General features: G+C 72.2%; 18 protein-coding genes. 12 read left to right on the plus strand and 6 right to left on the minus strand.

Features of this window, described 5'->3' with window-relative positions; genetic code table 11:
- Positions 1 to 48 precede the first annotated feature (48 nt).
- The 3 genes from pulA to ACHUEU_RS06225 all read right to left on the minus strand — a co-directional run bounded on the left by pulA (position 49) and on the right by ACHUEU_RS06225 (position 9,980).
- Positions 49 to 6,012 (minus strand): pullulanase-type alpha-1,6-glucosidase, encoded by a 5,964-nt coding sequence (gene pulA, locus ACHUEU_RS06215; RefSeq protein WP_394215041.1) that lies wholly within the window; start codon positions 6,010 to 6,012, stop codon positions 49 to 51.
- A 278-nt stretch (positions 6,013 to 6,290) separates the two neighbouring features.
- A complete protein-coding gene (locus ACHUEU_RS06220) occupies positions 6,291 to 7,073 on the minus strand; it encodes a metal-dependent hydrolase (protein ID WP_394215042.1) in 783 nt (260 codons plus the stop codon).
- A gap of 72 nt (positions 7,074 to 7,145) precedes the next feature.
- Positions 7,146 to 9,980 carry an FAD-binding and (Fe-S)-binding domain-containing protein gene (locus ACHUEU_RS06225; protein WP_394215043.1) on the minus strand — a complete coding sequence of 945 codons (2,835 nt, stop codon included), beginning with the start codon at positions 9,978 to 9,980 and terminating at the stop codon, positions 7,146 to 7,148.
- 52 nt (positions 9,981 to 10,032) lie between these two features.
- Between ACHUEU_RS06225 and glsA the strand changes: the two genes are divergently transcribed.
- Entirely contained in the window at positions 10,033 to 11,073 is a 1,041-nt protein-coding gene (gene glsA, locus ACHUEU_RS06230; RefSeq protein ID WP_394215044.1) for a glutaminase A, read from the plus strand.
- An 18-nt stretch (positions 11,074 to 11,091) separates the two neighbouring features.
- Here the strand turns inward: glsA and ACHUEU_RS06235 are convergent, their stop codons facing one another.
- Positions 11,092 to 11,454: a cupin domain-containing protein gene (locus tag ACHUEU_RS06235; protein WP_394215045.1), complete on the minus strand. Its 363-nt coding sequence runs from the start codon at positions 11,452 to 11,454 to the stop codon at positions 11,092 to 11,094.
- A gap of 112 nt (positions 11,455 to 11,566) precedes the next feature.
- On the opposite strand from ACHUEU_RS06235, the gene ACHUEU_RS06240 reads away from it, so the two are divergent.
- The 3 genes from ACHUEU_RS06240 to ACHUEU_RS06250 are packed head-to-tail and all read left to right on the plus strand — an operon-like array spanning position 11,567 to position 14,339.
- Positions 11,567 to 12,397 carry a DUF5926 family protein gene (locus ACHUEU_RS06240; protein WP_394215046.1) on the plus strand — a complete coding sequence of 277 codons (831 nt, stop codon included), beginning with the start codon at positions 11,567 to 11,569 and terminating at the stop codon, positions 12,395 to 12,397.
- Positions 12,394 to 13,767, plus strand: a complete 1,374-nt coding sequence (locus ACHUEU_RS06245; RefSeq protein WP_394215047.1) for a glycosyltransferase family 2 protein — start codon at positions 12,394 to 12,396, stop codon at positions 13,765 to 13,767. Before ACHUEU_RS06240 ends, ACHUEU_RS06245 begins: the two co-directional genes overlap by 4 nt.
- Positions 13,764 to 14,339, plus strand: coding sequence for a nitroreductase family protein (locus tag ACHUEU_RS06250; RefSeq protein ID WP_394215048.1), 576 nt, complete (start codon positions 13,764 to 13,766; stop codon positions 14,337 to 14,339). The genes ACHUEU_RS06245 and ACHUEU_RS06250 overlap by 4 nt, the downstream gene beginning before the upstream one ends.
- A gap of 14 nt (positions 14,340 to 14,353) precedes the next feature.
- Here the strand turns inward: ACHUEU_RS06250 and ACHUEU_RS06255 are convergent, their stop codons facing one another.
- Positions 14,354 to 16,393: a hypothetical protein gene (locus ACHUEU_RS06255; protein WP_394215049.1), complete on the minus strand. Its 2,040-nt coding sequence runs from the start codon at positions 16,391 to 16,393 to the stop codon at positions 14,354 to 14,356.
- Between the two features lie 84 nt (positions 16,394 to 16,477).
- Between ACHUEU_RS06255 and ACHUEU_RS06260 the strand changes: the two genes are divergently transcribed.
- The 8 genes from ACHUEU_RS06260 to ACHUEU_RS06295 all read left to right on the plus strand — a co-directional run bounded on the left by ACHUEU_RS06260 (position 16,478) and on the right by ACHUEU_RS06295 (position 23,517).
- On the plus strand, positions 16,478 to 16,885 hold the full coding sequence (locus ACHUEU_RS06260) for a GntR family transcriptional regulator (protein WP_394215050.1): 408 nt from the start codon (positions 16,478 to 16,480) through the stop codon (positions 16,883 to 16,885).
- Positions 16,882 to 17,211 carry a hypothetical protein gene (locus tag ACHUEU_RS06265; RefSeq protein WP_394215051.1) on the plus strand — a complete coding sequence of 110 codons (330 nt, stop codon included), beginning with the start codon at positions 16,882 to 16,884 and terminating at the stop codon, positions 17,209 to 17,211. Before ACHUEU_RS06260 ends, ACHUEU_RS06265 begins: the two co-directional genes overlap by 4 nt.
- Positions 17,208 to 17,765, plus strand: coding sequence for a GNAT family N-acetyltransferase (locus tag ACHUEU_RS06270; protein WP_394215052.1), 558 nt, complete (start codon positions 17,208 to 17,210; stop codon positions 17,763 to 17,765). The genes ACHUEU_RS06265 and ACHUEU_RS06270 overlap by 4 nt, the downstream gene beginning before the upstream one ends.
- A gap of 275 nt (positions 17,766 to 18,040) precedes the next feature.
- The gene (locus ACHUEU_RS06275; protein WP_394215053.1) at positions 18,041 to 19,591 is read left to right on the plus strand and encodes an HNH endonuclease signature motif containing protein; all 1,551 of its coding nucleotides are present in this window, start codon (positions 18,041 to 18,043) and stop codon (positions 19,589 to 19,591) included.
- A 261-nt stretch (positions 19,592 to 19,852) separates the two neighbouring features.
- On the plus strand, positions 19,853 to 20,827 hold the full coding sequence (gene pheA / locus ACHUEU_RS06280) for a prephenate dehydratase (RefSeq protein WP_394215054.1): 975 nt from the start codon (positions 19,853 to 19,855) through the stop codon (positions 20,825 to 20,827).
- A 12-nt stretch (positions 20,828 to 20,839) separates the two neighbouring features.
- Positions 20,840 to 21,379, plus strand: coding sequence for a YdeI/OmpD-associated family protein (locus ACHUEU_RS06285; protein ID WP_394215055.1), 540 nt, complete (start codon positions 20,840 to 20,842; stop codon positions 21,377 to 21,379).
- 119 nt (positions 21,380 to 21,498) lie between these two features.
- Positions 21,499 to 22,446, plus strand: a complete 948-nt coding sequence (locus ACHUEU_RS06290; RefSeq protein ID WP_394215056.1) for a universal stress protein — start codon at positions 21,499 to 21,501, stop codon at positions 22,444 to 22,446.
- A 123-nt stretch (positions 22,447 to 22,569) separates the two neighbouring features.
- Positions 22,570 to 23,517 carry a universal stress protein gene (locus ACHUEU_RS06295; protein WP_394215057.1) on the plus strand — a complete coding sequence of 316 codons (948 nt, stop codon included), beginning with the start codon at positions 22,570 to 22,572 and terminating at the stop codon, positions 23,515 to 23,517.
- Here the strand turns inward: ACHUEU_RS06295 and ACHUEU_RS06300 are convergent, their stop codons facing one another.
- The gene (locus ACHUEU_RS06300) at positions 23,518 to 24,684 is read right to left on the minus strand and encodes a diacylglycerol/lipid kinase family protein (RefSeq protein ID WP_394215058.1); all 1,167 of its coding nucleotides are present in this window, start codon (positions 24,682 to 24,684) and stop codon (positions 23,518 to 23,520) included. It lies immediately after the preceding gene.
- Positions 24,685 to 24,689 lie beyond the last annotated feature (5 nt).

The following is a 24,689-nucleotide window of genomic DNA, read 5'->3' on the forward strand; positions in this document are numbered from 1 at the left end:
CGGCTGCGCCGCGCGGGGCGCAGGGCCGTGGCGGCCCGGTCCAGCCGCTCAGCCCTCACCCTCGTCGCGCCCCGTGCCTGCGCCGTCGCCGCCGCGCGTGCCCTTCCCGTTCGAGTGAGCGGGTGGGCCCTGCTCGCCGGCGTGGTCCGGACGGCCGGTCGTGCCGGCATGCGCCGGCGGGCCGGTCCGCTTCCCGTCGCTCCCGCCGTCCCCGTCGCCCGGGCCCTCGGCCCCGGCCTGCGGATCCACGAACACCGCCACGGTGTGCGCCGGGATCGTCACGGTGCCGCTCGCCGTATCCCAGCTCGCGCCCTTGACGATCTCGTCGGCCCCGTTCGCCTGGACCTCGTGCAGCTGGTACTCCAGACCCGCCATGCCGTCGATCGCCTCGGTGATCGGCTCGTCGGAGGCGTTGAACACCGTGACCAGGCCGTCCAGCTCCGGATCGACGTCCACCTCGCCCGCGGTGTCGTCCACCCGCATCACGAGCAGTCCGGCGGTCGCGTCGGGGCCGGCGTTGGGGAAGGTGACCTTCTCCTTGATGAGCGCGGCCTCGCCGAGCGTGAACAGCGGGGAGGAGGAACGCATCCGCAGCAGGTCCAGGGTGACCTCGCTGCTCAGGGCGATGTCCTGCGGGGTGGGGGTCTTCGCGGGATCCTCGAGCATCGGCACCATCAGATCCCAGGCCTCACCGTTCTTGCCCTCCGGGGGCAGGCCGTTGCCGAAGCCGTTGGTCTGGCCCGTCCAGTCGATGGTGTTGAAGTGATCGCCGGAGTCATAGCTGTCGCGGTCCAGCGACTTCGAGCGCAGCAGGTCCGTGCCGCCGGCCCAGAACGAGGGCGACTGGCCCAGCGTCACGGTGGCGAGGGAGAGGGTGTTCATCCGCACCCGCACGTCCATCGGGGCGTCCTGGGGGAGCTTCCACACGTTCATGTCCCACAGCGCCTCGTTGTCGTGCGCGTCGACGTAGTTCACGTTCTCCGCCGGCTGGGTGGCGTATCCGGCCGGGGCGCCGTTGTAGTCCAGCTGGTCGCCGCGCAGCACCTCACCGGAGGAGCTCCGCAGCTCGTAGTCGGCGAGGTTGCCGGCCATCCCGATCCGGATCAGGTCCGTGCGGTGGCGCAGGTCGTCCAGCTGCTCCTGCGCGCTCGCGGTGGAGACGCCGTTGGGCATCGTGGCGAGCCCATTGCCGAAGCCCTGGTGGGTCCGCTTGTCGACGTCGAAGGGGCTGCCGCCGTGCACCGCATCGCGCAGGCGGTCGTTGAAGGTGCCGATCGAGGTGCCGCCCAGCTGGCCCTGCGTGGCCTGCGTGAAGCGGGCATCGTCCGCGACCTCGCCGAAGTTCCAGCCCTCGCCGTAGAGGTAGATGCTCTTTCCGTCCACCCCGTCGGCCTCGAGGGTGAGCGCATTCAGCGCCTCGCGCACGGCCAGCATGTTCTCCACCGAGTGGTGGCCCATCAGGTCGAAGCGGAAGCCGTCCACGTGGTACTGGCGGGCCCACATCACGGTGGAGTCGACCATGAGCTTCTGGCCCATCGCGTTCTCGGTGGCGATGTTCGAGCAGCAGGTGGAGTTCTCCACCGCGCCGGCGAGGTTCAGCCGCTGGTAGTAGCCGGGCACGATGCGATCGAGCACGGAACTCTCGGCCTGGCCGTGGGCGGCGGTGTGGTTGTACACCTGGTCGAGCACCACTTGGAGGCCCATGCCGTGCAGCTCGCCCACCATGGCGCGGAACTCCGCGGTGCGCTCGCCGCCCACCTGGTGGCCGCCGGTCGCGTAGGAGCCCTCCGGGGCCATGTAGTGCAGCGGGTCGTAGCCCCAGTTGTAGGCGTCCTGGTCCGCGACGGCGGCGACCGCCGCCTGCTGCGCGGTCGAGGCCGGTCCGGCGTCCGCCGGGATCTCCGGCACGGCCTGCAGCGCGCGGTCCTCCTCGATGGTGGCGATGTCGAAGGTGGGCAGCAGGTGCACCGTGGTCATGCCCGCCTCGGCGAGCTCGGCCAGACGCGCCGAACCGGTCGACTCGGGGTGGCCGAGGGCGGCGTAGCTGCCGCGCAGGGACTCGGGCAGCGCCACGTCCCCGGCGGAGAAGTCCCGCAGGTGCAGCTCGTAGATCGTCTGGTCGGCGAACTGCTCGACCACGGGGGCGGGGGTGTCGGTCCAGACCTCGGGCGCCCAGCGCGGATCGCGGAGGTCCAGCACCACCGAATGCTGGGAGTTCAGGGTCAGGCCCACGGAGTACGGGTCGGTGACGGTGTTGGTGACCACCTCGCCGAGCTCGGGCACGTAGACCTCGACCGCGTAGGTGTAGGCCTGGTCGGTCCAGTCCTCGCTGCCGACGGCGGTCCAGACGCCGTCCTCGCTGCGCTCCATCGCGACCTCGGTCGGGGCGGCGGTGCTCCCTGCGGCGTCCACGGCCGGGCCGTGCAGCTGCAGGTTCACGCTCTTCGCGGTCGGCGCCCACAGCGACAGGATCGGCACGGCGCCGTCCCAGCTCACGCCGAGGTCCTGGGCGGAGGCCCCCTCAGCGTAGAGGGCGTCGAGCACCCCGGCGATCTGCAGCCCGGTGAGCACCTCGAGGCCGTCCGGGCCGTGCTGGACCACGACCAGCTGGCCGCGCAGCGCCTCCACCAGCACCGAGCGGTCCAGCTCCGGCAGATCGAGCGCGAGGAAGTCCTTCAGATGCGCGCGGCCCTCGAGCTCGGCCGCGTCCAGCGCCCCATCACGCCGGGTCAGCTCGCCGAGGCCGGTGCCGCCGGCGATGACTCCGTCGGCCACCTCGATCCCGCCCTCGGGCGCCGTGATCAGCTCCCAGCGGGTCTGTGCGCCGTCGGTGACGAGGTTCGTGGGCCAGGCGATGGTGTCGGCGTCCACGAAGTGACCGAGCTGCCTGCCGATGCCCTCGAGCTGCGGCGAGGCCGCCTCGATGCTCAGCAGGTGCGTGCTCAGGTCGTAGGAGAAGGTCACCAGTTCGCCGTCCTGCGTGGAGAAGGAGAGGTTCGCGCCGTCACGGGCTCCGTCCACGCCGTAGTTCTCGCCCCAGGATCCTCCGTGGGCGACCTTCAGCTCGTGGGACCCGCCGGGGATCGCGTCGGTGGTGAAGGTGAACGTGCCGTCGCCGTCGCCGTCCTGCATCCAGGTGGTCAGGCAGGAGGGCATCCAGTCCTCGGGGCAGCCCAGCGCCGCGTTGAACGACCCGGGCAGGGTGATCAGCGGGGCCTGGCTGGAGTTCTGGACGATGTGGGTGACGGGGTCGTACCAGAAGGTGAGCGGCCCGCCGTCGTGGTGGTAGGCGATGTTGCCACCGCCGGGCACGCCGCCGGCGCCGTAGTTCTCGTCCCAGCTGCCGCCGATGGCGACCTTGTACTCATAGTCGCCGGCGGGCAGGTCGAAGCTGCCGGTGTACGTCCCGGAGACCGTATCGAGGGTGAGCTGAGCGGCCTCGCAGTCGGGCATCCAGTCGCCCGCGCAGCCCATCGCGGCGTTGTGCGAACCGGGCACGGTCACGGACTCGGCGCCGATCGCGCCGGAGTCCTCGCCGCCCGAGCCGGCGGCGGAGAGATCAGCGCCGACGACGGCGGTGGTGGAGTCGGCGACCCGGTTCCCGGTCGCGTCGGTGGAGACGGCGCGGTACTCGATCAGGGTGCCGGCCGGCAGGGCGGCGACGTCGTGGAAGACGCGCGGGGTGTCGTCCTCCGCAGTGCCGAGCTCCCTCCAGGCGACCTCACCCGCGAGGCGGTAGCTGAAGGAGGTCTCCGCCCAGCGGTCCGCGGCGACCTGTGCGCTGATCGGGGCGAGGCCCTCGACCTTCCCCCCATCGGCCAGGTCCAGGCTGATGCTCTGCGCGTCCCCGGCGGCGGCGACGGGGGCGTCGGCCACCAGCACCACGGCGCCGAGGGAGGGCACGGTGAGCTCGAGCGAGCCGTCCGCCCCAGCGGTCACCGCGGCGTGATCGCCGTACAGCGTGGTGAACGTGGCACCGGGGGTGAGGGCGGTCAGGGTGACCGTGCGGGCCTCGGGGGCATTGTTCAGCGCCACCAGGTGCTCGATCTTCTCGGTGCGGTCCACGCGGGAGAAGGCGTAGACGCCGGCGCCGTCCGCGGCGTGCAGCTCGATCTGCGCCCCAGTGGAGAGCGCTGGCGTACCGGAGCGGAGCTGGGCGAGCTCGCTGATCATCGGGTACAGCTGGGCGTCGGTGGCGAAGTGCGCGCCGTCGCCGTAGGGGGTGCCGTCGATGAGGGGGTCGTCGAGGTAGGACGGCACCTGGCTGGGGAACATCGACTGGCGGGCGTCCTTGTCGTTGCCGTCGCCCACGAAGCCCTGCTCGTCGCCGTAGTAGATCACCGGCTGGCCGCGGGTGAGCAGCATGGTCTCGTGCGCGAAGGCGGTGCGCTCGGCGAGACGATCGGAGCCCGAGAGCAGGTTCGCCACCCGGCCCATGTCGTGGTTGCCCACGAAGGTGGGCAGGTCCGCGGCGGAGGAGTCCGCGGTCGTGTAGTAGTCGTCGGCCGCGAACAGGCCGGACATCCCGGCGGCGGTGAAGCCCTTGGCCCAGTTCGTCGCGGAGGACTGGTAGGCGAAGTCGAGCACCGAGTCCATCTCGGTCTCGCGCACGTAGGGGGAGAGCTTCGTGGCGTCGGCGTCGTAGACCTCGCCGAAGGTGAAGAACTGCTCGCCCGCCGGGGTCGCGCCCTGGTGCTGGACCAGGGTGTCGGTGAAGGACTGCCAGAACGCGAAGTCGACGTGCTTGGCGGTGTCGATGCGGAACCCGTCGATGCCGAAGTCCATCCAGGTGGTGTAGATGTCCTCCATCGTCGCCAGCACCCGCGGGTCCTCGGTCATGAGGTCGTCCAGGCCGTCGAAGTCGCCGAAGGTCACCGACTCGCCCTGCCAGGTCGAGTTGCCGCGGTTGTGGTACATCGTCACGTCGTTCAGCGCCTCGGGGACCATCCGCGGCTGCTCCGCGGGGCGCACCGGGCTGTACGGGAACGAGGTGGCCGGATCCATCGCCGGGAAGTCGGGGGACTGCGCCAGCGCGGTGATGTCCACGGGGTCGCCGTCCGCGTCCAGGTATGGGGAAGCGGCCTGATCCACGTAGCCGTACTGGCCCTCCTCGTAGTCGATGAGATCCGCGGTGTGGTTGGTGATGATGTCGAAGTAGACCTTGATGCCGCGCGAGTGGGCGTCGTCGATGAGGGCCTTGAGCTCCGCGTTGGTGCCCAGGTGCGGGTCGATGGTGGTGAAGTCGGTGACCCAGTAGCCGTGGTAGCCGGCGCTCGCGCCCTCGCCCTCCCCCTGCACGGGGTTGTTCGTGAAGGAGGGGGTCAACCAGATCGAGGTCATCCCCAGGCCCTCGATGTAGTCCAGCTTCGAGTGCAGGCCCGCGATGTCCCCGCCTTGGTAGAAGCCCTTGCCGGTGGGGTCGAAGCCGTGGTCGAGCCGGTCGCCCTCGATGCCGCCGGTGTCGTTGCCGGGGTCGCCGTTGGCGAACCGGTCGGTGAGCACGAAGTAGAAGATCTCGCCGCCGCCAGGGTGGCGGTAGGGGGCGTCCGCCAGCTCGGCGTCCGCCTCGGTGTACTCCCCGCCCTGGTCCGCGAGCGCGACGGACAGCCGCGAGGTCGACTCGTCGAAGCGGAAGGTCACGTCGGTGGGAGCGGCGACGGCCAGCGGGATGTTGTCCGCGCCGCCGTCCAGGCCGTAGGCCGTATCCCAGCTGCCGCCGACCGCGGCCTTGACCTCGAACTGCCCGGCGGGGACCTCGAAGGTCGACTCCCAGATGCCTGCCGTGTCGGTGAGCGCGAGCGCGGTGGCCTCGCACGCCGGGTCCCAGTCCGCCGCGCAGCCCAGCTCGTCCTGGAGCGAACCGGTGAGCACCGGCTGATCGGGAGCCAGGGCATGCACCAGCGGTGCGCTGCTCAGGATCGTCGCCGACGCCACCAGCAGCGAGCTGAACAGCGCGATGGCGCACGAGGCGGTACGGGATCGGGCGGGGCGGGCGAGCGGGACGACCGGCATGCGGGGACTCCTCTGTCCGAGCACAGGCATCGGCGGCGGCCGACGGGGGAGGGCGCGCAGGGGGCGACGAGGGTCGACCATCCTGCAACTTCTTGCGTGACGTTGACCGCGTCTCTGCGACCTCCGCCACCTCCACCGTAGGCGGCGCAGCGTGCATGCTCAAGCGGGAGGGAGAAACCTGCAAGAACTTTCAGTCGACGGGATGCCTCGACTCGGGGAGCGCTGCGGACGAGCGCCCGGGTCAGGCGGAGAGCTCGGTGCTCGCCGACCTGAGAGCCTCAGACCGCCAGCATCCCGGGGGCGCCGGCGACCGTCGCGCCGACGGTCGTGGCGGCGAAGCCGGCGAGCACCGTGCACAGCAGCCACTCGCGGGCGCTGCCGGCATCGCCCAGCAGCGGCAGGGCGATGTCCCCGCTGCGTTGCCACAGCGGCGAGGCCAGCCGCTTCGCGGGCTTCGCGACGAGAGGCCAGGTGGGGAAGGGGATCCCGTCGGTCGTGAGGAGGTCGCCGATGAGATGGGCCAGCGCCCCCACTGCCACCGCGGCCGGCAGCCAGAAGGAGGTGTCCGGGGCGACGACGGCGACCAGCAGTCCCGCCCCGAGCCCCACCGTCCACGGCAGCAGCAGACCTTCGACCACCTTCAGCGCCCGGGCCCCGAGGGCGCACATCACGGTGACCAGCAGTGCGGCACCCGCTTCGATCTCGCCGAGCACGGGCACCTCGACCTGCCAGTCGAGCCCGTTCACGAACGCCGCGAGCCCGGTGAAGACCACCACGGCCAGCAGCGTGTGGGTCGCTCCGCGATGCCCCGCGGCGCGCGAGACCGCCCGGGTGAGGCCCTTCGTGAGCAGACCTCCGGAGCGGGAGATCGTGGCGCTCGGATGGTCGACGTCCGGCAGCAGGGCGCCGCCCGTGGCGACCACGGCCCCGGCGATCACCTGCGCCGAGCTCAGGTCCCACAGGTCCAACCCTGCCGAATGGCCCAGGACGGTGGTCGAGCCGGCCAGGGCCATCCAGGCGGCGGTGCCGCTGATCGCGTGGTGTCCGCCCAGCATGGGCATCGCCTCCTCGGCAGTCATCCGGCGCGGGCCGCGGAGAAGACTACCGGCGGGTCATGACTGGTTCCGCACGGCTCACCCGGCCACCGCCGCCAGCAGCTCGAGCACGTGGCGATACGTCTTCCCGGTCGCGGCCTGCATCCCCAGCTCGCAGGTGCGGTTGGCGCTGACGTACCAGTCCGTCTCCCGCTGGGCCACCTCGGCGGCCTCGGCGGCGGTGGCCGAGGCGGTCAGCTCGGGATGCAGCATCCCGCGGTCGCCCGCATAGCCGCAGCATCCCCAGTCCACCGGCACCACGACCTCCGCGGCGCAGGCCTCGGCGATCGCCACCAGGTCGCCCGTCGCCCCGAGGTGCGTGGTCGAACAGGTGGGATGCACGGTGACGGATCCGGCGCGCTCGCGGATCTCGAGCCGGTCCAGCACATGCCGGCGCACGAAGCTGATCGCATCGACCACCTCGACCCCGGTGCCCGCCATCGTCTCGAGGATCCCCTCGGTGCAGCTGGCGGCATCGATGACCACGGGCAGCCGCCCACCATCGCTCGCCGCCAGGAGCGCGGTGCGCACCTTCTCGCGCATCCGCTCCTTCGCCGCGGTCATGCCCTTGGAGGAGAACGGGGTCCCGCAGCACAGCGAGGCGGCGTCGTCGGGCACCGCGAGCCGCATCCCGGCGCGCTGGGCCAGCAGGTTCAGCGCGGCGGGCGCGCCGGCGGAGGTCGTGGCAGCGGAGTCCGCCGAGGACCCGCACCCGCAGCTCTCCCCGCACCCGCCACTGCCCGTCCGGCGCGGCTCCTCGGCGGCCCCGAACATGGTGTGCACGCAGGCCGGCAGGTACACGGCGGTGACGTCGGCCGAGGCTCGCCCCCGCCCGCCGGCGAGCCGCACCGCTCCTCCCCGGCGCGGCAGCTCGGGCCGGTACTGCGGCACCGCTTCTGCGCCCAGCAGGGCCCGGCCCACGTCGGTCGCGGCGCGTGGCAGCACCGCCGGCACCGCCCCCGCCGCACCCATCGCGGCCGATGCCCCCCGGGTCAGCAGATCCCAGCTCCCGGCCGCCGCCGACCACGCCGCATTCGGGGCGGCGGTCGCCTCCTCGGCCCGCAGTCGTCGCACCAGGTCACCGGTGTCGATGTCGACGGGGCAGGCGGTCACGCACATCCCGTCGACCGCGCAGGTCTGCAGCCCCTCGTACTCGTACGCCTCCCGGATGGCGCGCGCCGTGGCGAGGTCGCCGCGCTGCTCGGCGAGGTTCGCATCGCGGCGCAGCACGATCCGCTGGCGCGGGGTCAGGGTGAGATCCTTCGAGGGGCATACCGGTTCGCAGTAGCCGCACTCCACGCAGCGATCCGCCTCCTCCTCGATGGCGATCACCGGCTTCAGATCGCGCATATGCGCGGAGGGATCATCGGTGAGCACCACCCCCGGATTCAGGATCCCGGCCGGATCCACCAGCGCCTTGATCTCCCGCATCACGCCGTACAGCTCCGACCCGTACTGCCGCTGGACGAACGGTGCCATCATCCGCCCCGTGCCGTGCTCGGCCTTGAGGTTCCCGCCGTGGCCCAGCACCAGGGAGACCATGTCCTCGGTGAAGGCCTCGAGCCGGTCCCCGCCGCCCCCGAGATGCTCGTTCAGCAGGAAGTGGATGTTGCCGTCCTTCGCGTGCCCGAAGATCACCGACTCGTCGTAGCCGTGCCGGTCGAACAGGCCCTGCAGCCCCTGGCAGGTCGCCTCGAGCTCCGGCACCGGCACCGCGACGTCCTCGAGCAGCGCGGTGGATCCTGCCGGTCGCGCCCCGGCGATCGCCGCGTACAGCCCCTTGCGGGTGGTCCACATCGCGGTGCGACGGGACGCCTCGGTGGTCATGTCGAAGGGGGCGGCGAGGTCGAGCGAGGCGGCGAGGGAGGAGGCGTCGGCCGACTTCTGGGCGAGCACCTCGCCCTCGTCGGCCCGATGCTCGACCAGCAGCGCCGCGTGGCCCTGGACCGCGAGCCCGAGGATCTCCTGCGGGGCGCCGGTGAGGGACTGCGCGACGATCAGCGAGCGGGCGTCCATCAGCTCCGCGGTCGCGAACCCTGCCCCCACCACCTCGGGCAGGGCGGCGGTCGCAGCGGTGAGGGAGGACAGCACCAGCAGGCCGGTGGCGATGTGCTTCTGGATCGGGACGGTGCGGAAGACGGCGGAGGAGACGAAAGCGAGCGTGCCCTCGGAGCCGACCACCAGGTGGGCGAGCACCTCGGCCGGGGTCTCGAAGTCCAGCAGCGCGTTGATGCCGTAGCCCATGGTGTTCTTCAGCGCGAAGCGCTCCCGGATGATGCGGGTCGCCGCCGCATCGTCCCGCACCCGCCGGACCAGTCGCAGCAGCCCCTCGTGGAGCGTGGGCTCGGCCTCGCGCAGGCGGGCATCCGCATCCGGTGCAGAGGTGTCCACGACGGTCCCGGAGGGCAGCACGAACCGCAGCGACTCGAGCGTGCGATACGAGTTCTCGGCGACCCCCGCCGCCATGCCGGAGGAGTTGTTCGCGATCACCCCGCCGATCGTGCACGCGATCTCGGAGGCCGGATCCGGGCCGAGGCGCCGCCTGTGCCGCAGCAGGTGCGCATTGACCTGCCGCAGCGTCGCCCCGGGACCCACCCGTACGCGCTCGCCCGCGTCGAGCACCTCGATCCGGCGGAAGTGGCGGCGCACATCGGCCAGCACCGAGTCCGACTGCGCCTGCCCGGACAGGCTCGTTCCGCCGGAGCGGAAGGTCAGCGGCCGACGGTCCAGCGTCGCCTGCCGCAGCAGCGCCACCACCTCGGCCTCGTCGGCCGGGGCGGTCACCGCCTCGGGCAGCAGCAAGTAGTGGGAGGCGTCGTGGGCGAGGGTGTGCCGGGCGACGACATCGGTGTCCAGCAGCGGCGGAACGGTCATGCCCCACGGTATCCCGGCAGGGAGAGGGGTCTGCGGCCTGTACCGTCGGGACGTGACCAGCGCACTGACCACGTACCTCGACCGACTCACCACCGCCCTGTCCACCGCGACGGCCGCCGAGCCGCCCGACCCCGACGCAGTGCTCCCCGATCGCGGGATCACCGGGGATGTGGACACCCAGGGCGACATCCCCGACCTCTCCTTCCTCTCCGGTGCGCAGGAGGACCATCTCGGGGTCGCGATCTGCGACATCGACGGGGAGATCACCGGGGCCGGCAGCGCCCACGAGTTCCCGATGCAGTCGATCTCGAAGGCCTTCGCCTACGGGGCCGCGATCGACCTGCACGGCATGGACTACGTCGACACCATCGTGGACGAGGAGCCCTCGGGGGAGGAGTTCAACGCCCTCAGCCTCGACCCGGTCACCAAGAAGCCGAAGAACCCGCTGGTCAACATCGGTGCGATCCGCACCCACGCGATGCTCGGCACCACCAAGGCCGAGCGCACGCAGCGCCTGCGCGCGGTGCTCGACGCCGCCGCCGGCAGACCGCTGGAGCCGCATCGCGAGACCTGGCAGGAGGAGCTCAAGAGCGCGGACCGCAACCTGGCGCTGGCCTACATGCTCCGCGCCGCCGGCTCCATGACGGAGGACGCCACCGAGGTGGTGGGCGGCTACATCGAGGGCTGTGCGGTGCTCACCTCCGTCACCGATCTCGCCGTGATGGCCGCGACCCTGGCCTCGGGCGGCACCAACCCGCTCACCGGCGAGGTGGTCTTCTCCCGGGTCGCCGCCCGCCAGGTGCTCTCGGTGATGCTCACCTGCGGGATGTACGACAACGCCGGCGACTGGGTCAGCGACGTGGGCCTGCCCGCGAAGTCCGGCGTGGGCGGCGGGATCATCGCGGCCCTGCCCTCCCGCTTCGGCGTGGCCAGCTACGCCCCGCAGCTGGACCTGCACGGCAACTCGGTGCGCGGCACCCTCTTCTTCGAACGCCTCAGCACCGACTTCGCCCTCCACATGCTCGACGGGGTCGAACCCCGGGATCTCGAGGAGTGCGCGCAGGAGCTGATGGAGGTCGGGACGCACCCGTGAGGCGCCGCGGCGCACCGATCAGGCCGGCGGCAGCACGTAGACGATGTCCTCGCCCTCGACAGAGGTCGGCCCGGGCACCGCGGTCAGGAGCATGACGGTGTCCTGGATCGCCTCGAAGGACCGGCGATGGGGCGGCATCTCATGGAGCGTGCCGCTCTGGAGCACGAACGGTTCGGCGGCATCGACGCGGATCGCCCCGCGCAGGATGTAGAGCGTTCCCGGCACCTCCGACTCATGCTCCTTGAAGCGCACCCCCTCGCGCAGTGCGATCACCGTCTGCTGCAACGGTCCGGTGCGCACCAGGTGGTGCGTGAAATGGCCGTCCGCGGCCTCTCGGGCACGGTCGATGGCAAGGGTGATGACGTTGGTCAGAGCGACCATGACGAGCTCCTCGGTCCGGGCTCCTCATCATGGGCCCGGGTCAGGGGAAGGTCAATGGCGCCGGCGGCGCGGGTCCGGCGGAGCGTGCCTCCGGGTCGGTAGACTTGCCACCATGAGTTCCACCTCGAGCAACGACCTGGTCCGCCGCCCCTTCCAGGGACTGCCCCACGAGCAGGACCTGGTGGCGATGCGCCAGCTGATCCCGGCGGCGACCATGGCCGCGAAGACCACCGCCGAGTACGGCTCCCTCGACGTCCAGATCGCGACCATCCTGCCGATGGCCTGGCCGGCCGTGCGCCGCACCGACGGGTCCGTTACCGTCGGCATCCAGGCCGGCTACCCCGGAGGCGACCTCTCCCGCGGGATCGGCCAGGCGATCAGGCTCGCCGCCGCTCTCGAGCCCGGCAACCCGATCACCACGGTGACCCTCGACGAGGACGCCCCGCGCCTGCAGGACATCCTCGACCTCGAGGGCTCCTTCGAGATCCAGGTCCAGGACACCTTCGAGTTCTGGCTCGACCCCAGCGCCGAGCGCACCGGCGAGATCGAGGCCGCGATCTCGCAGGCCAACGACTCGATCATGCCCACCCGTGCGGTGCAGGGCCTGCCCCACGCCTACTGGGTCGACGCCGGCGCCAAGGAGCACCTGCGTTGGGTGCTGGACGCCGACGAGGAGAAGGTGATCGATGCGGTCACCCGCCTCCACGCCCGCCGTGAGTCCGCCATCGGCGAGGGCACCAAGTACGTCGGCTCCTTCCGCGCCGAGGGCCTCACCATCCCGGTGTGGGACCTCCCCAAGGGGTACGGCGCAGGTGGCGTCGAGGCCGAGGCGGCGGCCTTCCGGTCCCGTTTCCAGGAGGCGCTGGCCGTGACCGAGCCGCTGACCGCGCTGGAGCGACGGGCGCGCGGCGGCATCGTGGCACGACAGGTGACGCTGCGATGAGCGCCGCGGGGCCGCTGACCGCGCACCGTCCCGAGCGCGTGGCCGTCGTGATCCCCGCCAAGAACGAGGCGGAGCGGATCGAGGCGACCATCGCGTCCGCCCGCCGGATCACCGGGGTGGACCTGGCGGTCGTCGTCGACGACGGCTCCACCGACGCGACCTCCGCCGTCGCCATGGGGGCCGGTGCTCTGGTGGTGCGGCACAAGACGAACCGCGGCAAGGCGGCGGCGATGGCCACCGGTGCCCAGCTGGTCGCGATCCGCGAGGGCGCCGAACGTGCCGACGGCGGGAACGGCTTCTCCGAGGAGCTGCATGCCGAGCCGCGGGAGCCCGGCCATATCGGCCCGCTGCCGGTGATCGATCCGAGCGACACCATGCCCCGTGCCCTGCTGTTCCTCGATGCCGACATGACCGACACCGCCGAGGCCGCGCAGCCGCTGGTGGACGCGGTGCTCGACGAGGGCGTGGACATGGCGATCGCCCTGCTGCCCCCGCAGGACGGTGCGAGCGGGATGGGCATCGTGGTGCGCACCGCCCGTCGCGGCATCCTGCGCACCACCGGCTGGGAGCCGACCCAGCCGCTGTCCGGCACGCGCTGCATCACCCGCGAGACCTGGGAGGCCTGCCTCCCGCTCGCCCCGGGCTGGGGCGTGGAGACCTCGCTGACGATCGACGCGCTCACCGCCGGGTTCTGGGTCAAGGAGATCCCGGCCGAGCTCCACCACCGCGCCACCGGCAGGGATCTGCGCGGTCAGCTGCACCGCGCCGCCCAGCTGCGCGACGTGGTGCGGGCCCTGGCCCGCAAGCGCCACCTGTCCGCGGACCTCGAGGACACGGAGCTCGAGGACGCCGCTCTCGGCGAGGCTCGGCGCTCCTCCCTCGAGGAGCCGGAGGAGACCCCGCTGCCCGCCGGGCCCACCGATCACGACCAGGAGAAGACCTGGACCGTCGTCCCCGAGCAGGATGTCGAGGCCGCCGCCGCTCGCGCCGAGGGACGCCGGGCCACGCTCGCCGACCTCCCCGTCTCGGGCGAGTTCTCCGATGACGAGGCCCGGGCGCTGGGCGATGTGGACGTGGCCGCGTTCGACGCGCTGCTGCGCGATCTGCCGGTCGAGGACGACTTCGCCCCCGACGACATCGTCTTCCTCGCCGGCATCGACCTCGAGATGCTCGCCGTCCGGCTCCATGACGCCCCGGTCGCGTCCCGCTTCGCCCCGGAGCATGCGGTGATCATCGCCTCCCACCTCGAGATGGACGAGCCCACGATCCCGGACTCCCTGCCCACGCCCCTCAGCCCCGACGAGTACACCTCCCTGGTCGTGCACGCCGCCGTGGAGGCGGAGAACGAGGCCGGGAGCACCGAGCAGTGAGGTTCTTCTCCGACCCGGTCCTCGAGGCGATGGCGACCCGGCGCTCGGTCTCCAAGGTGGGGCCCGAGACGCCGAGCGATGCGGAGCTGGCCGAGCTCCTCGCGGCGGTCACCCCCGTGGCCGATCACAAGGCGCTGCGTCCCTGGAGGCTCCTCCTGCTGCGCGGCGAGGACCGCACGACCCTGGGCGAGGCACTGGATGCGGCCGGGGGCGTGGTGCGCGAGCACGGGGACCACAACCGCAAGCCCTTCCGCGCCGAACTCCTGATCGCGATCGTCGCGAGCCCGACGGAGCACCCGAAGGTGCCGCGCTGGGAGCAGCTCGCGGTGGCCGCGGGCGCGGGCCATCTGCTCGAGCTGGCGCTGTGGCAGGCGGGATGGGGCGTCATGTGGCGCACCGGCGTGCTGGCGGACAGCGACGAGGTCCGCGCCGCGCACGGGCTCGCCGAGACGGAGCAGCTGCTGGGCTGGTTGTACGTCGGCAGCATCGACGAGTCCTTCCGCCGTCGGCTGCAGACGTCGCGCCGCCCCGCCCTGGATCCGCACCGGTTCCTGGGCCGGATGCCGCGGTAGGTCCGGGGGAACGCTCAGGTCGTCGGTGCCCGGGACGCGGGACCCGGGGCAGGTGCGGCGGGGTCGGGCAGCACGGCGGGCAGGTGGCACAGCCAGATCCCGAGCATCGCCGCGATCAGCACCGGTCCGGTGTCGTTGACCGCGTAGCCGATCCACGCCCCGGCCACCAGCGCCACCCGCACCGGGTAGGAGGCGGGGTGCGCGGCATCCAGCGCCGCCAGGCGCCGCCAGCGGAGCCGGCCCGGGATCAGGATCGCGACCGAGGCGACCACCGCGCACAGCATGACCACCGCGAGCGCGGGATAGCCGGTGGTCATCGCCACGTTCTGAGCGAGCTTGCGGATGACCACGTCGAGCAGCTCACCGCTGAGCAGCTCATCGATGAAGCGCCCCAGATGCGTGCGCTCCTCCGCCGGTCGCAGCCAGTCCAGGAACGACACCCCGAGCACCGCGGCCGCGCCGCCCACCCCGAGGGCCAGCAGGTGCCACAGCCGCGGTCGGATCCCGGAGACCAGCAGTGCCAGCAGCCCGAAGGTGGGGACCGTGGCCAGCATCGAGCCGAAGTCCGCGCCCATCGACGGGGCGACGCACACGATCGCGACCAGACCGCCGACGACCACCGTCCACACCGTCCTCGCGCGCGCGGTGCGCACCACCGTGAACAGACACAGCAGCGCCATCAGCGATGCCGCCAGCACCATCCCGAACAGGTGGTTCGAGAGTCCGTAGAAGCGCCCGCCGGAGATCGGCTGCGCCCCCAGCGGCGAGGACAGCTGGAACCGGGAGCCGGTCGCGGCCTCCCCGAGGATCAGCAGCGCGACCAGCGCCGCCGAGACACCCACCGGACCCAGCCGATGGTGCCGCCAGGGACCGGCCAGCACCAGCACCGACAGCAGCGCACCGCCCGTCCAGATCACGCCGGTCAGCGCGAGGGTCGGGTGCTCCGCCCGCCACCAGGGCACCAGGGAGGCGAACAGCCCCACGGCCAGCGGCAGCGGCGCGATCGCCGCGAGAGCACGGCCGAGGACGGCGAGCCGTGGCCGCCGCGCCAGCGGCGGGACCAGCACGATCACGATCCCGATCACGCCGAGCACGAACCAGGACCCGAGCGCGGGGACGGTGGCGGCATCGACCTGCTCCGCGGCCTGCGAGCGGTCCAGCGCCAGCTGCAGCGGATCGGCGTGCTCGGTGCCGCGGAACGGCTGGCCGGGGACCAGCCCCTCGGGGCTCGCGCCGTGGGAGGCGAGGATCGTGGGCAGCACATCGGTGAGCACCACCACCCCGGTCTGCTTGGTGGAGCCGCTGGTGAGCGCCTGTCCGGGGAAGCCCGTGTCGAGGGCGACCTGCAGCCCGGCCGTGCGCGAGGCGACCGCGCCCGGATTCTCGACGGACTCCGGATGCTCGGGATCGGTGGCCGCGACGGAGACCAGCAGGGTGCGCGGAAGCTCCGCGGCCTCGCAGCCGCCGAGCTCGTCGAGGATCGCGCCGACGGTCGCGTCCAGGGCGGTCAATGACTGCTCGCGGGCGGGATCGCCAGCCCGGGGGAGGGACGGGGCGATGACCTCGACGAGGTCCCCGGCACCGAGGGCGGCGGCGATGTCGGCGGAGGCGGTCCCGGAGGGTGCGCCACGCCCGTCCAGCCCGACCGTGCTCACCGGCACATCGAGCTGCTCCCACTGGTCCGTCGCCGGGACGGGGATGCCGCTGGTGCGCGGCGCCTCCTCCGCCAGGCCCCGATACCCGGTGTGCAGGGTCTCCAGGCCCTGCCGCTTCGTGGAGACCACGGACGTGGAGGTGGTGTTCATGGCGCCGGCCCCGGAGCGGTCCGCCAGGCACTGCAGGTGCGGGGTGGTCGCGGGGTCGAGGTCCTCCCAGGTGAGCCCGGCGGTCGCGATCACCAGACGCACGGGGGCGTCGGCGCCGGCGGTTCCTTCGGGACCGTCGGCGGAGGCCGACGGACTGGGAGCGGCGACCGAGAGCCCCAGCAGCAGCACTCCCAGCAGCAGCCCGAGCAGCAACCGGCGGGGCGCGGAGACGAGGAGATCCTGAGGCACGCCCCGATGCTACGGGGAAGGGCGGACGCGGTCTGCGGCCTGCGCAGATCCTCCACCCCTCCCACACGCTCTATCGTGGTCGCCATGTCCTCTCCACAGCCTCCCTACGAGCAGGTGCGCCGCGAGATCCTCGAGCAGGTCCGCACCGGCGAGCTGAAGCCGGGGGACCGGCTTCCCCCGATCCGCACCCGCGCCTCCGACCTCGGCCTCGCCGCCAACACCGTGGCCCGTGCCTACAAGCTCCTCGAGGAGTCGCAGATCATCGTCACCCGTCGCGGCGCCGGCACGACCATCGCCCAGGGAGCGGTGATGGAGGCGCGCAAGCTCGCGGCGACCGCCGAGCGCGAGGGCGGCGGCCCGACGGACGCGGGATTGGTGGCGCTGTTCGCGGCCCCGATCGTCGCCGCCCGTGCCCGCGGTGCCCGCGACGTGGAGATTCTCGCCTCGGTGCGCGCGGCCCTCGCGGGGGAGAACGGCGGGGGAGCGGCGTGAGGGTGCGACCGTCGCAGCACGACGCCGCCTCCGCGCCGCCGTACCGCGACCGGATCCTCGCCCCGTGGCCGAGCGTCGTCGAGCCCGTCGCGGACGAGGAGGGCGGGCGCACCCGGTTCTGCGAGCAGCACCGCGGGCGTGCGGACTTCCGCCTGATCGCGGCGGAGCAGGACGATGAGCTGCTCGGCTTCGCCTGGGGATACGTAGGGGTGAGTGGCCAATGGCGGGCGGACATGGTGCACGAGGCCCTCGGAACCGACACCGGGGACCGGGTGGGCGGGCACTCACCGGAGAAGGTCGTCATGGGGACGCGCCTGCCCGCATGATCTGCCTCGAGCGTCTGGGCCCGCAGCATGCCTCGGGCATCCTCGCGGGGCAGGACGCCGAGCTCGCCGACGAGATCGCGGGGGAGCGGTGGAGCCGCGCGAGCCTCGACGCCTTCCTCGCGCGCGCGGCGCGCTGGCGGGCCGACGGGCCGATCCAGGAGTTCGCGGCGACGTGGGAGAGGGAGGCTGACGCTGCGGGCGGCACGACGGGTGACGGTGACACTGCGGACCGCGGCGCGGGCATCCTCCTCGGCGGTGGCGGCCTGAATCTCCTGGACCCGGGTCTCCAGCGCGGCGAGGCGGCGCTGACCTACTGGATCCTGGCCGCGCACCGGGGCAGGGGGCATGGCCGCGAGCTGGTGGCGGCCCTGGTCGCCCGTGCGCGGGAGGATGCGCGGATCTCTCGGCTCGTGCTGCGCATCGCGCCGACGAACGATGCCTCGCACGCCCTCGCCCGGAGCATCGGCGCACGGGCGACGCACGAGACGGAACGACATCCGGCGGATGCGGCACGACGCGTGGAGCGCTGGATCCTCGAGCTGCGCGAGCGCTGAATCAGGATCGATCTGCGTCGTCAAGGGCCTGCGCAAAATGTGAATTGATGGTGTACGACGTGGTGGATGGATGTGACCATTCCTCCCCACGTCGAGTTATCCACAGATTCATCCCCATCTGCTGTCATGTCTTGTTCTCGATGGTGGGCGCGGGATAAAATGGGAGCATCGAAAAGAATTGCGATTCGATCTCTCAGGGGCGGAGTATCTCCGGGTCGCGCATTTCACGATGGAGCACCGGACGTGATGGAGCGCCCGACGAGGAGGTGGAGACGATGACCGTGACCCAGCCGCATCCTGCCGGCCGCTCCGGCGCCGCGGCTCCCTCCTCCCGGGTCCGGGCGCGCTCACCGCTGTCGCCGGAGTCGCTGATCGCACGGGGGAGGCTCGAGGCCGGCGGCGCCGACGCCGCCGCGATCACCCGGATGATGGAGACCGAGCGCGAGGAGTCCCGGCGCCATGCCCGGCACCTGCTGGACCTCGCCCCGTTCTGGATCGACCACGAGGACCCGGACCTCTCGGAGGACCGCGAAGAGCGGAGCCTCGCGATCGCGATCGCCCTGCGCACCACCACGGCCCGGGCCTCCTGCCGGATCCGTGACGCGCATATCGCTGTCGTCGAGATGCCGCGGACCTTCGAGCGCCTCGCCGCCGGTGACATGCCCGCACAATGGCATCAGAAGATGCTGCGGTCCGTCCGCGACCTCACGTTGTTCCAGCGCTCGCAGGCGGATGAATTCATCGCCGCCTGGGATCTCGCCTCCATTCCCGCCGATCGATTCCAGGACGAGCTGCGGCAGCTGGTCTCCTGGTTCGAGAGGGAGGCGCCGCGCCACTGCCCGGAGCACTCCCGTGACGTCACCGTCGAGTCCAGCGGACGCGACGACGGCGTGGCCCGCCTCTGCATCACCGGCCCCATCCCCGAGATCCTCGCCCTCACCCGTCGCATCGACGCCGCGGCGAAAGCGGTCCGGGCCGAGCAGCGCCATGCCCTCGCGGACGGGGCGCCGATCCCCTTCGACCTCGACGGGGACGTCGCCCGGGACGGCCGCGCCATGACCCTGGCCGCCCTGCGCTACGCGATCATCCACCGCACCCTGCTGGACACCGCCGGGGTCGAGGTGCCCGCCCCCCGCCACCGCATCAACGTGGTCGTCCCCGTCCTGACGATGATGGGGCTGGACGACACCCCCGCCACCTATGACGGTGTGACCCCGTTGCCCGCCGCGATGGCCCGCCAGCTCGCCGAGACCGAGCCCGTCTGGCACCGGGTCTTCACCGATCCGGCCACCGGCGCCTTCCTCCCGCTCCCGGCCCAGCGCTACCGTCCCACTCCCGAGATGGTCGAGCACCTGCGGCTGACCACCCCTCGCTGCGCCGTCCCCGGCTGCACGAAGGGCACCACCGATGACGCGGAGAACGACCACATCGAGGAGTTCGACCACGCTCACCCGGAACGTGGGGGCCCCACCAGTCTCGACAACCTCCACCGATTGCACTGGGGGCATCACGACCTCAAGACCGCCGGGCGCGTGGACCCCGTCCGAGAACCCGACAGTTCCACCACCTGGACCATCGGCTCCCCACCCCTGGTCACCACGAGGGTGTCACCACGCCCTGACCTCGCCACGCCCCGTCTCGCCACCGCCATGTGGGAATCCTGGGAGCACTACCAGTGGCTCTGCATGATGGAGGAGATGGAACGCCGCGGGGAGGTGGATCGGATCTACCGGGAATGGGGACCGGTCGAGACCGCCGTCGAGGAGGCTTGCCTCGATGAGGACGACCTCCGGCGCGCGTCCTGGGACATCGACCCGCCGTTCTGAGACGACCTGCCATGCCACCACGTGCTGATGTCGCGCGGCATCCGCCGCGCCGGGGAGATGCGCGCATTCATCGCGATCCGGCACCGGCTGAGCGCCTTCCTGCTCGCGCAGGGCGGCCACATCGGTTATTCGGTGCGGTCCCGGCCAGGCGCCAGGGGATCGCCTCCGCCGCCCTCGAGCTCGAGGACATCCGTGCGGGCAAGCGCCGCTACCGGATCGGCGCAGGACCTCGCCCCCGCGCCTGAGCGCTACCCTTTCCGCATGCGGTACGGATTCCTCGGTCCCGAGACCACCTTCACCCACCAGGCACTCCTGCAGGCGCTCGCGGTCATGCCCGAGGAGTTCGCCGCCGCCGCGGAGCTGGTGCCCTTCTCCTCCGTCGCCACCGCTGCCGCCGATCTGCGGGCCGGCGACATCGACGCCCTCATGGCCCCGATCGAGAACTCCGTCGAGGGTGGGGTCTCCGGCACGCTCGACGTCCTCGCCGCGACGGACTCCATCACCATCGTCGCCGAGCAGACCGTGCAGATCACCTTCGTGCTCGCAGCCCGGGAGGACACCGCGCTGGACCAGCTGACCAGCGTCTCCTCCCACCCGCACGCCCAGGCGCAGGTCCAGGGCTGGCTGCGGGAGCAGGTGCCCGGCGCGCACATCGCCGCCGCCTCCTCGACCGCGGCCGCCGCCCGGGACCTCGCCGCCGCCGAGGCGGGCGCAGCACGAGGCCGGGCAGCGGTCTGCTCCCCGCTCGCCGCCGAGCACTTCGGCCTCGCGGTCCTCGCCGAGGGCATCGAGGACTACGAGGGCGCGACCACCCGCTTCGTGCTGGTCACCCGCGAGGGACGGATCCCGGCCCGCACCGGCGCGGACAAGTCCACCCTCGTCCTGCAGCTGCCGCACGACCGCTCCGGTGCGCTGCTCGAGGCGCTCGAGATCCTCACGTCCAACGGCGTGAACATGTCCCGGATCGAGTCCCGCCCCATCGGCGACTTCCTGGGCCGATACTCCTTCTCCCTCGACATCGAGGGCCACATCGAGGATCGCCGTGTCGCCGCCGCGCTGCGGGCGCTGCATCGGCTCTGCCCGGTGGTGCACTACCTCGGCTCCTACCCCCGGGTCGACGGTCGGCGCGCCGAGGTCCGCGAGGACTTCGCCGACCACGCCTATGACGACGCCCACGCATGGATGCAGCGACTGACGGAGATGATCACCCCGTCCGACCCGAGCACCGAGATCTGAGGGAGAGCACCGATGACAGCGAAGACCACCACCCCCGTCCACGGCAGCACCGCTGTCCGGGCGATCGACGAGCGGCTCATCATCCCGCTGCCGGAGGAGGCCAGTGCCGCGCTGCCCTCCCGCGGCCAGGTCGCCGTCGAGGCCGTGCTGAACGACCACGAGCGCACCACCGTCGTCGAGCCCGACGGGCGCAAGGGTCACTGGCTGCGCGTCGACGACGCGCTGCGGGACGAGCTCGGCCTCGAGGAGGGCACCGCCATCGAGTTCACGCTCACGCCGACCAGGGCCTGGCCCGAGCCCGAGATCCCGAGCGATCTGGGCGCCGCCCTCGAGGACGCCGACGACCTGGCCTCGACCTGGGCGTCGATCACCCCCATGGCCCGCTGGGAATGGGTGCGCTGGGTCGGCGCGACCCGGAACCCCGACACCCGCGCCCGCCGCGTCGAGGTGACGATCGACAAGATGCGCAGCGGGAAGCGACGCCCCTGCTGCTTCGACCTCGCCTCCTGCACCGATCCGGAGCTGGCCCGCAGCGGGAGGCTGAAGGACTGATCGACGGGACCTGTGCCGGACACGGCGGCAGAGGTCGATCTAGAGTACGAGGTGACGAGGTGGCCTCGACAGCGGGGCGCCACCGTCGTCCGTGCCGGCAGCCCCGCGGAGGATCAGTCATGCACACCGCTGCTCGACCGGAGCACCACCCGACCCCTGACGACCCCGCCGCGCGCGATCTCGGCATCGTGGTCGGCTTCGACGGCTCACCGAACTCCGAGCTGGCGCTGGACCACGGTGCCGCCGTCGCCGCGCGCCGGGGCAGCCCGCTCACCGTCGTGATCACCTACCGGCCCACGATCCCGGGATACCCCACCAACGACGAGCTGCCGCCGGACCCCGAGGACGTGGCACGGAAAGAGCAGGCCGAGGCGGTGCTGGAGGGGGCAGCGGCACGGCTGACGGAGCACCCCGGAACGGTCTCCTACCAGGCCATCGAGGGGGATTCCGTCGGAGCCCTCGCCGACGTCTCCGCGTCGGCACAGCTGATGGTCGTCGGCGCCCGCGGGCGGGGCGGCTTCCTCGGCCGGGTGCTGGGGTCGGTGTCGATGGCGCTGCCCGCGTATGCGCAGTGCCCCGTGGTGGTGGTCCCCGCCGAGTCGGAACCCGGCGATGGTCCGGTGGTGGTCGGTGCCGATGGCTCGCAGCACGGTCGTCGTGCCGCGCTGCACGCGGCGCAGGAGGCCCGCGAGCGCGGCACCTCCCTGGTGCTGGTGACCGCCATGCAGACGCCGGGCAGCGGCGAGTACTGGTTCCCGCTGCCCCCCGGCGATGCCGCGGAGCTCGTCGAGGAGCACCGGGCCGTGCTCCAGGACCGCCTGCAGGAGGAGATCGCGTGGATCCTGGAGCGCGTACCCGGCATCGAGGTCACCGGTGAGGTCCACAGAGGGGCGGCCGCTGCCGTGCTCCACGATGCGGAGCGCGGGGCGCAGCTGGTCGTCGTCGGCTCCCACGGTCGTGGCCGCGTGGCCAGCGCCCTGCTCGGCTCGGTCTCCCGGGCGATGCTGCACGGAGCCCGGCGACCGGTCATGGTGGTGCCGCTGCGGGCGGACGACCGCGCGGACTGATCTCCCGAGGACCTCTGTCCTGGGTCTGACCTCCCGTTCGACGTAGGCTGGGAGGCGACGGGGATGAACTCGAGGGCGGGGCGTCATCGTCGTCCTCACCGGGAGCCCCGCAGAGGAACTGCCATGAACACCGAAGGTACTTCTGAGCTGCGCGAGATCCCCTTCGACGTCTCCGCACGCGATCTCGGCATCGTGGTCGGGTTCGACGGCTCGCCGAACTCCGAGCTGGCGCTGGACTACGGCGCCGCCGTCGCCGCCCGCCGCGGCGCGCCGCTCACCGTCATCACCGCGTACAAGGTCCCCTTGCCGCTCTACGTCAACTACGCCTCGCTCCCGCCCTCGAACGAGGAGGAGGCCGGCAAGCGGGCGGCCGCCGCCGTGCTGGAGGACGCGGCGACGCGCCTTGCCGACCACGACGGCGAGATCACGTACCTGGCGATGGAGGGGGACTCCGTCGGAGCCCTCGTCGACGCCTCCGCGAAGGCGCACCTGATGGTCGTCGGTGCCCGCGGACGGGGCGGCTTCCTCGGCCGGGTGCTGGGGTCCGTGTCGATGGCACTGCCGGCGCATGCGCGGTGCCCCACGGTGATGGTCCCGGTCGAGGCCGAGCTCAGCGACGGTCCGGTGGTCGCCGGTGTCGACGGGTCGGCCCATGGACGCCGTGGCGCTCTGCACGCGGCGCAGGAAGCGGCCGACCGCGGCACCTCCCTGGTGCTGGTGACCGCCATGCAGACGCCCGACACCGGCGAATACTGGTTCCGGCTCCAGCCGCGCAACCTCTCCGATCTCGTCGAAGGGCGGCGGGCCGACCTCGAGGAGGAGCTGCAGGAGGAGGCCGCGCGGATCGCCGAGCACGTGCCCGGCATCGAGATCACGGGGGAGGTCCGGATCGGTGCGCCCGGCGAGGTCCTCCACGCCGCGGTGCCCGAGGCGCAGCTGGTCGTGGTCGGTTCCCACGGCCGCGGCGCCGTCGCCAGCGCCCTGCTCGGTTCGGTCTCCCGGGCGACTCTGCACCGGGCTCGGCGACCGATCATGGTGGTCCCGCCGCTGCGCGATGAGCGGGTGGCGTGATCAGGCCTGCTTGGTCCCCTTGGCCTCGGGGACCCGCAGGCGCAGCACGCCGGGATCGACGGTGGCGATCAGGTGGGTGGCCTCGACATCGCTGTCCCCGTCCAGCTGCACCGGCTGCGGCTTCATGGTGGTGACCTGGATCCCGGTGGTCAGGTAGCGGTCCATGCTCGCGAGCTTCGGACCGAACCTCGGGGTGAGCTTCGGGTTCACGACCTGCGCGGCGACCTGGCTGAACCCGGCGGCGCCGCGCCAGCCGGCCACCACCACCTCGAGCTTCCCGTTGTCGATCGTCGCATCCGGCATCAGCACGAAGCCGCCGGGCAGCTTGCCGACATTGCCCAGCAGCACGGTGCGCGCCTTGTGCGCATGGCGGCTCTCGTCGGGCAGCTGCACGACGACGTCCACCGAGCGGCCCAGCACGGTGCGGATCCCGCCGAAGATGTAGGCGATCCAGCCGATCCGCTTCTTCATCTCGGGATCGGTGTACCCGATCATCTCCGCATCGGCCCCGAATCCGGCGATCACCAGGAAGATCTGCCGCTCCGCGGAGCGGGCGGCGGCGATCGAGTCGCCGACGCGCAGCCAGCCCACATCCACCTGGCGGTCCGTGCCGGTCAGCGCGGCGACCATCGCTGCGGTCGGGTCCTCCAGCGGGACCTCGACGTTGCGGGCCAGCAGGTTCCCGGTACCGGCGGGGATGATGCCCATGCGGGTGTCGGTGCCGGCCAGCACCGAGGCGACCAGGCGCACGGTCCCGTCGCCACCGGCGGCCATCACCAGATCGGCGCCGTCGGCGACGGCCTGCTGCGTCTGCCCCGTGCCGGGATCATCGATCGTGGTCTCGTAGAAGACGACCTCGGCCCCCTCGATCTGCGCGACCGCATCGGTGATCTTCCGGCGGAAGGTGTCGGTCTCCTCGAACTTCGAGGGGTTCAGCACCACGGCGACCCTGCGCAGGGAGTCGTCGGCGGCCGTCGATTCCTCCGTGGTGTCCCCGGATGTCTCGGAGGCGCGGGCATCGACCTCGAGCCCGGCGGTGGCCGCCTTCAGGGCGGCGAGCTCGCGACGGTGGCGGCCCAGATGGCACAGCACCAGGACGAGCAGCACGATGGTGATCACGGCGATGACCACCGTGGTGATGCTCAGCAGCAGCAGAGTGAGGTCCATGGCGT

This window comes from Brachybacterium vulturis (assembly GCF_043641765.1).
GTDB lineage: Bacteria > Actinomycetota > Actinomycetes > Actinomycetales > Dermabacteraceae > Brachybacterium > Brachybacterium vulturis_A.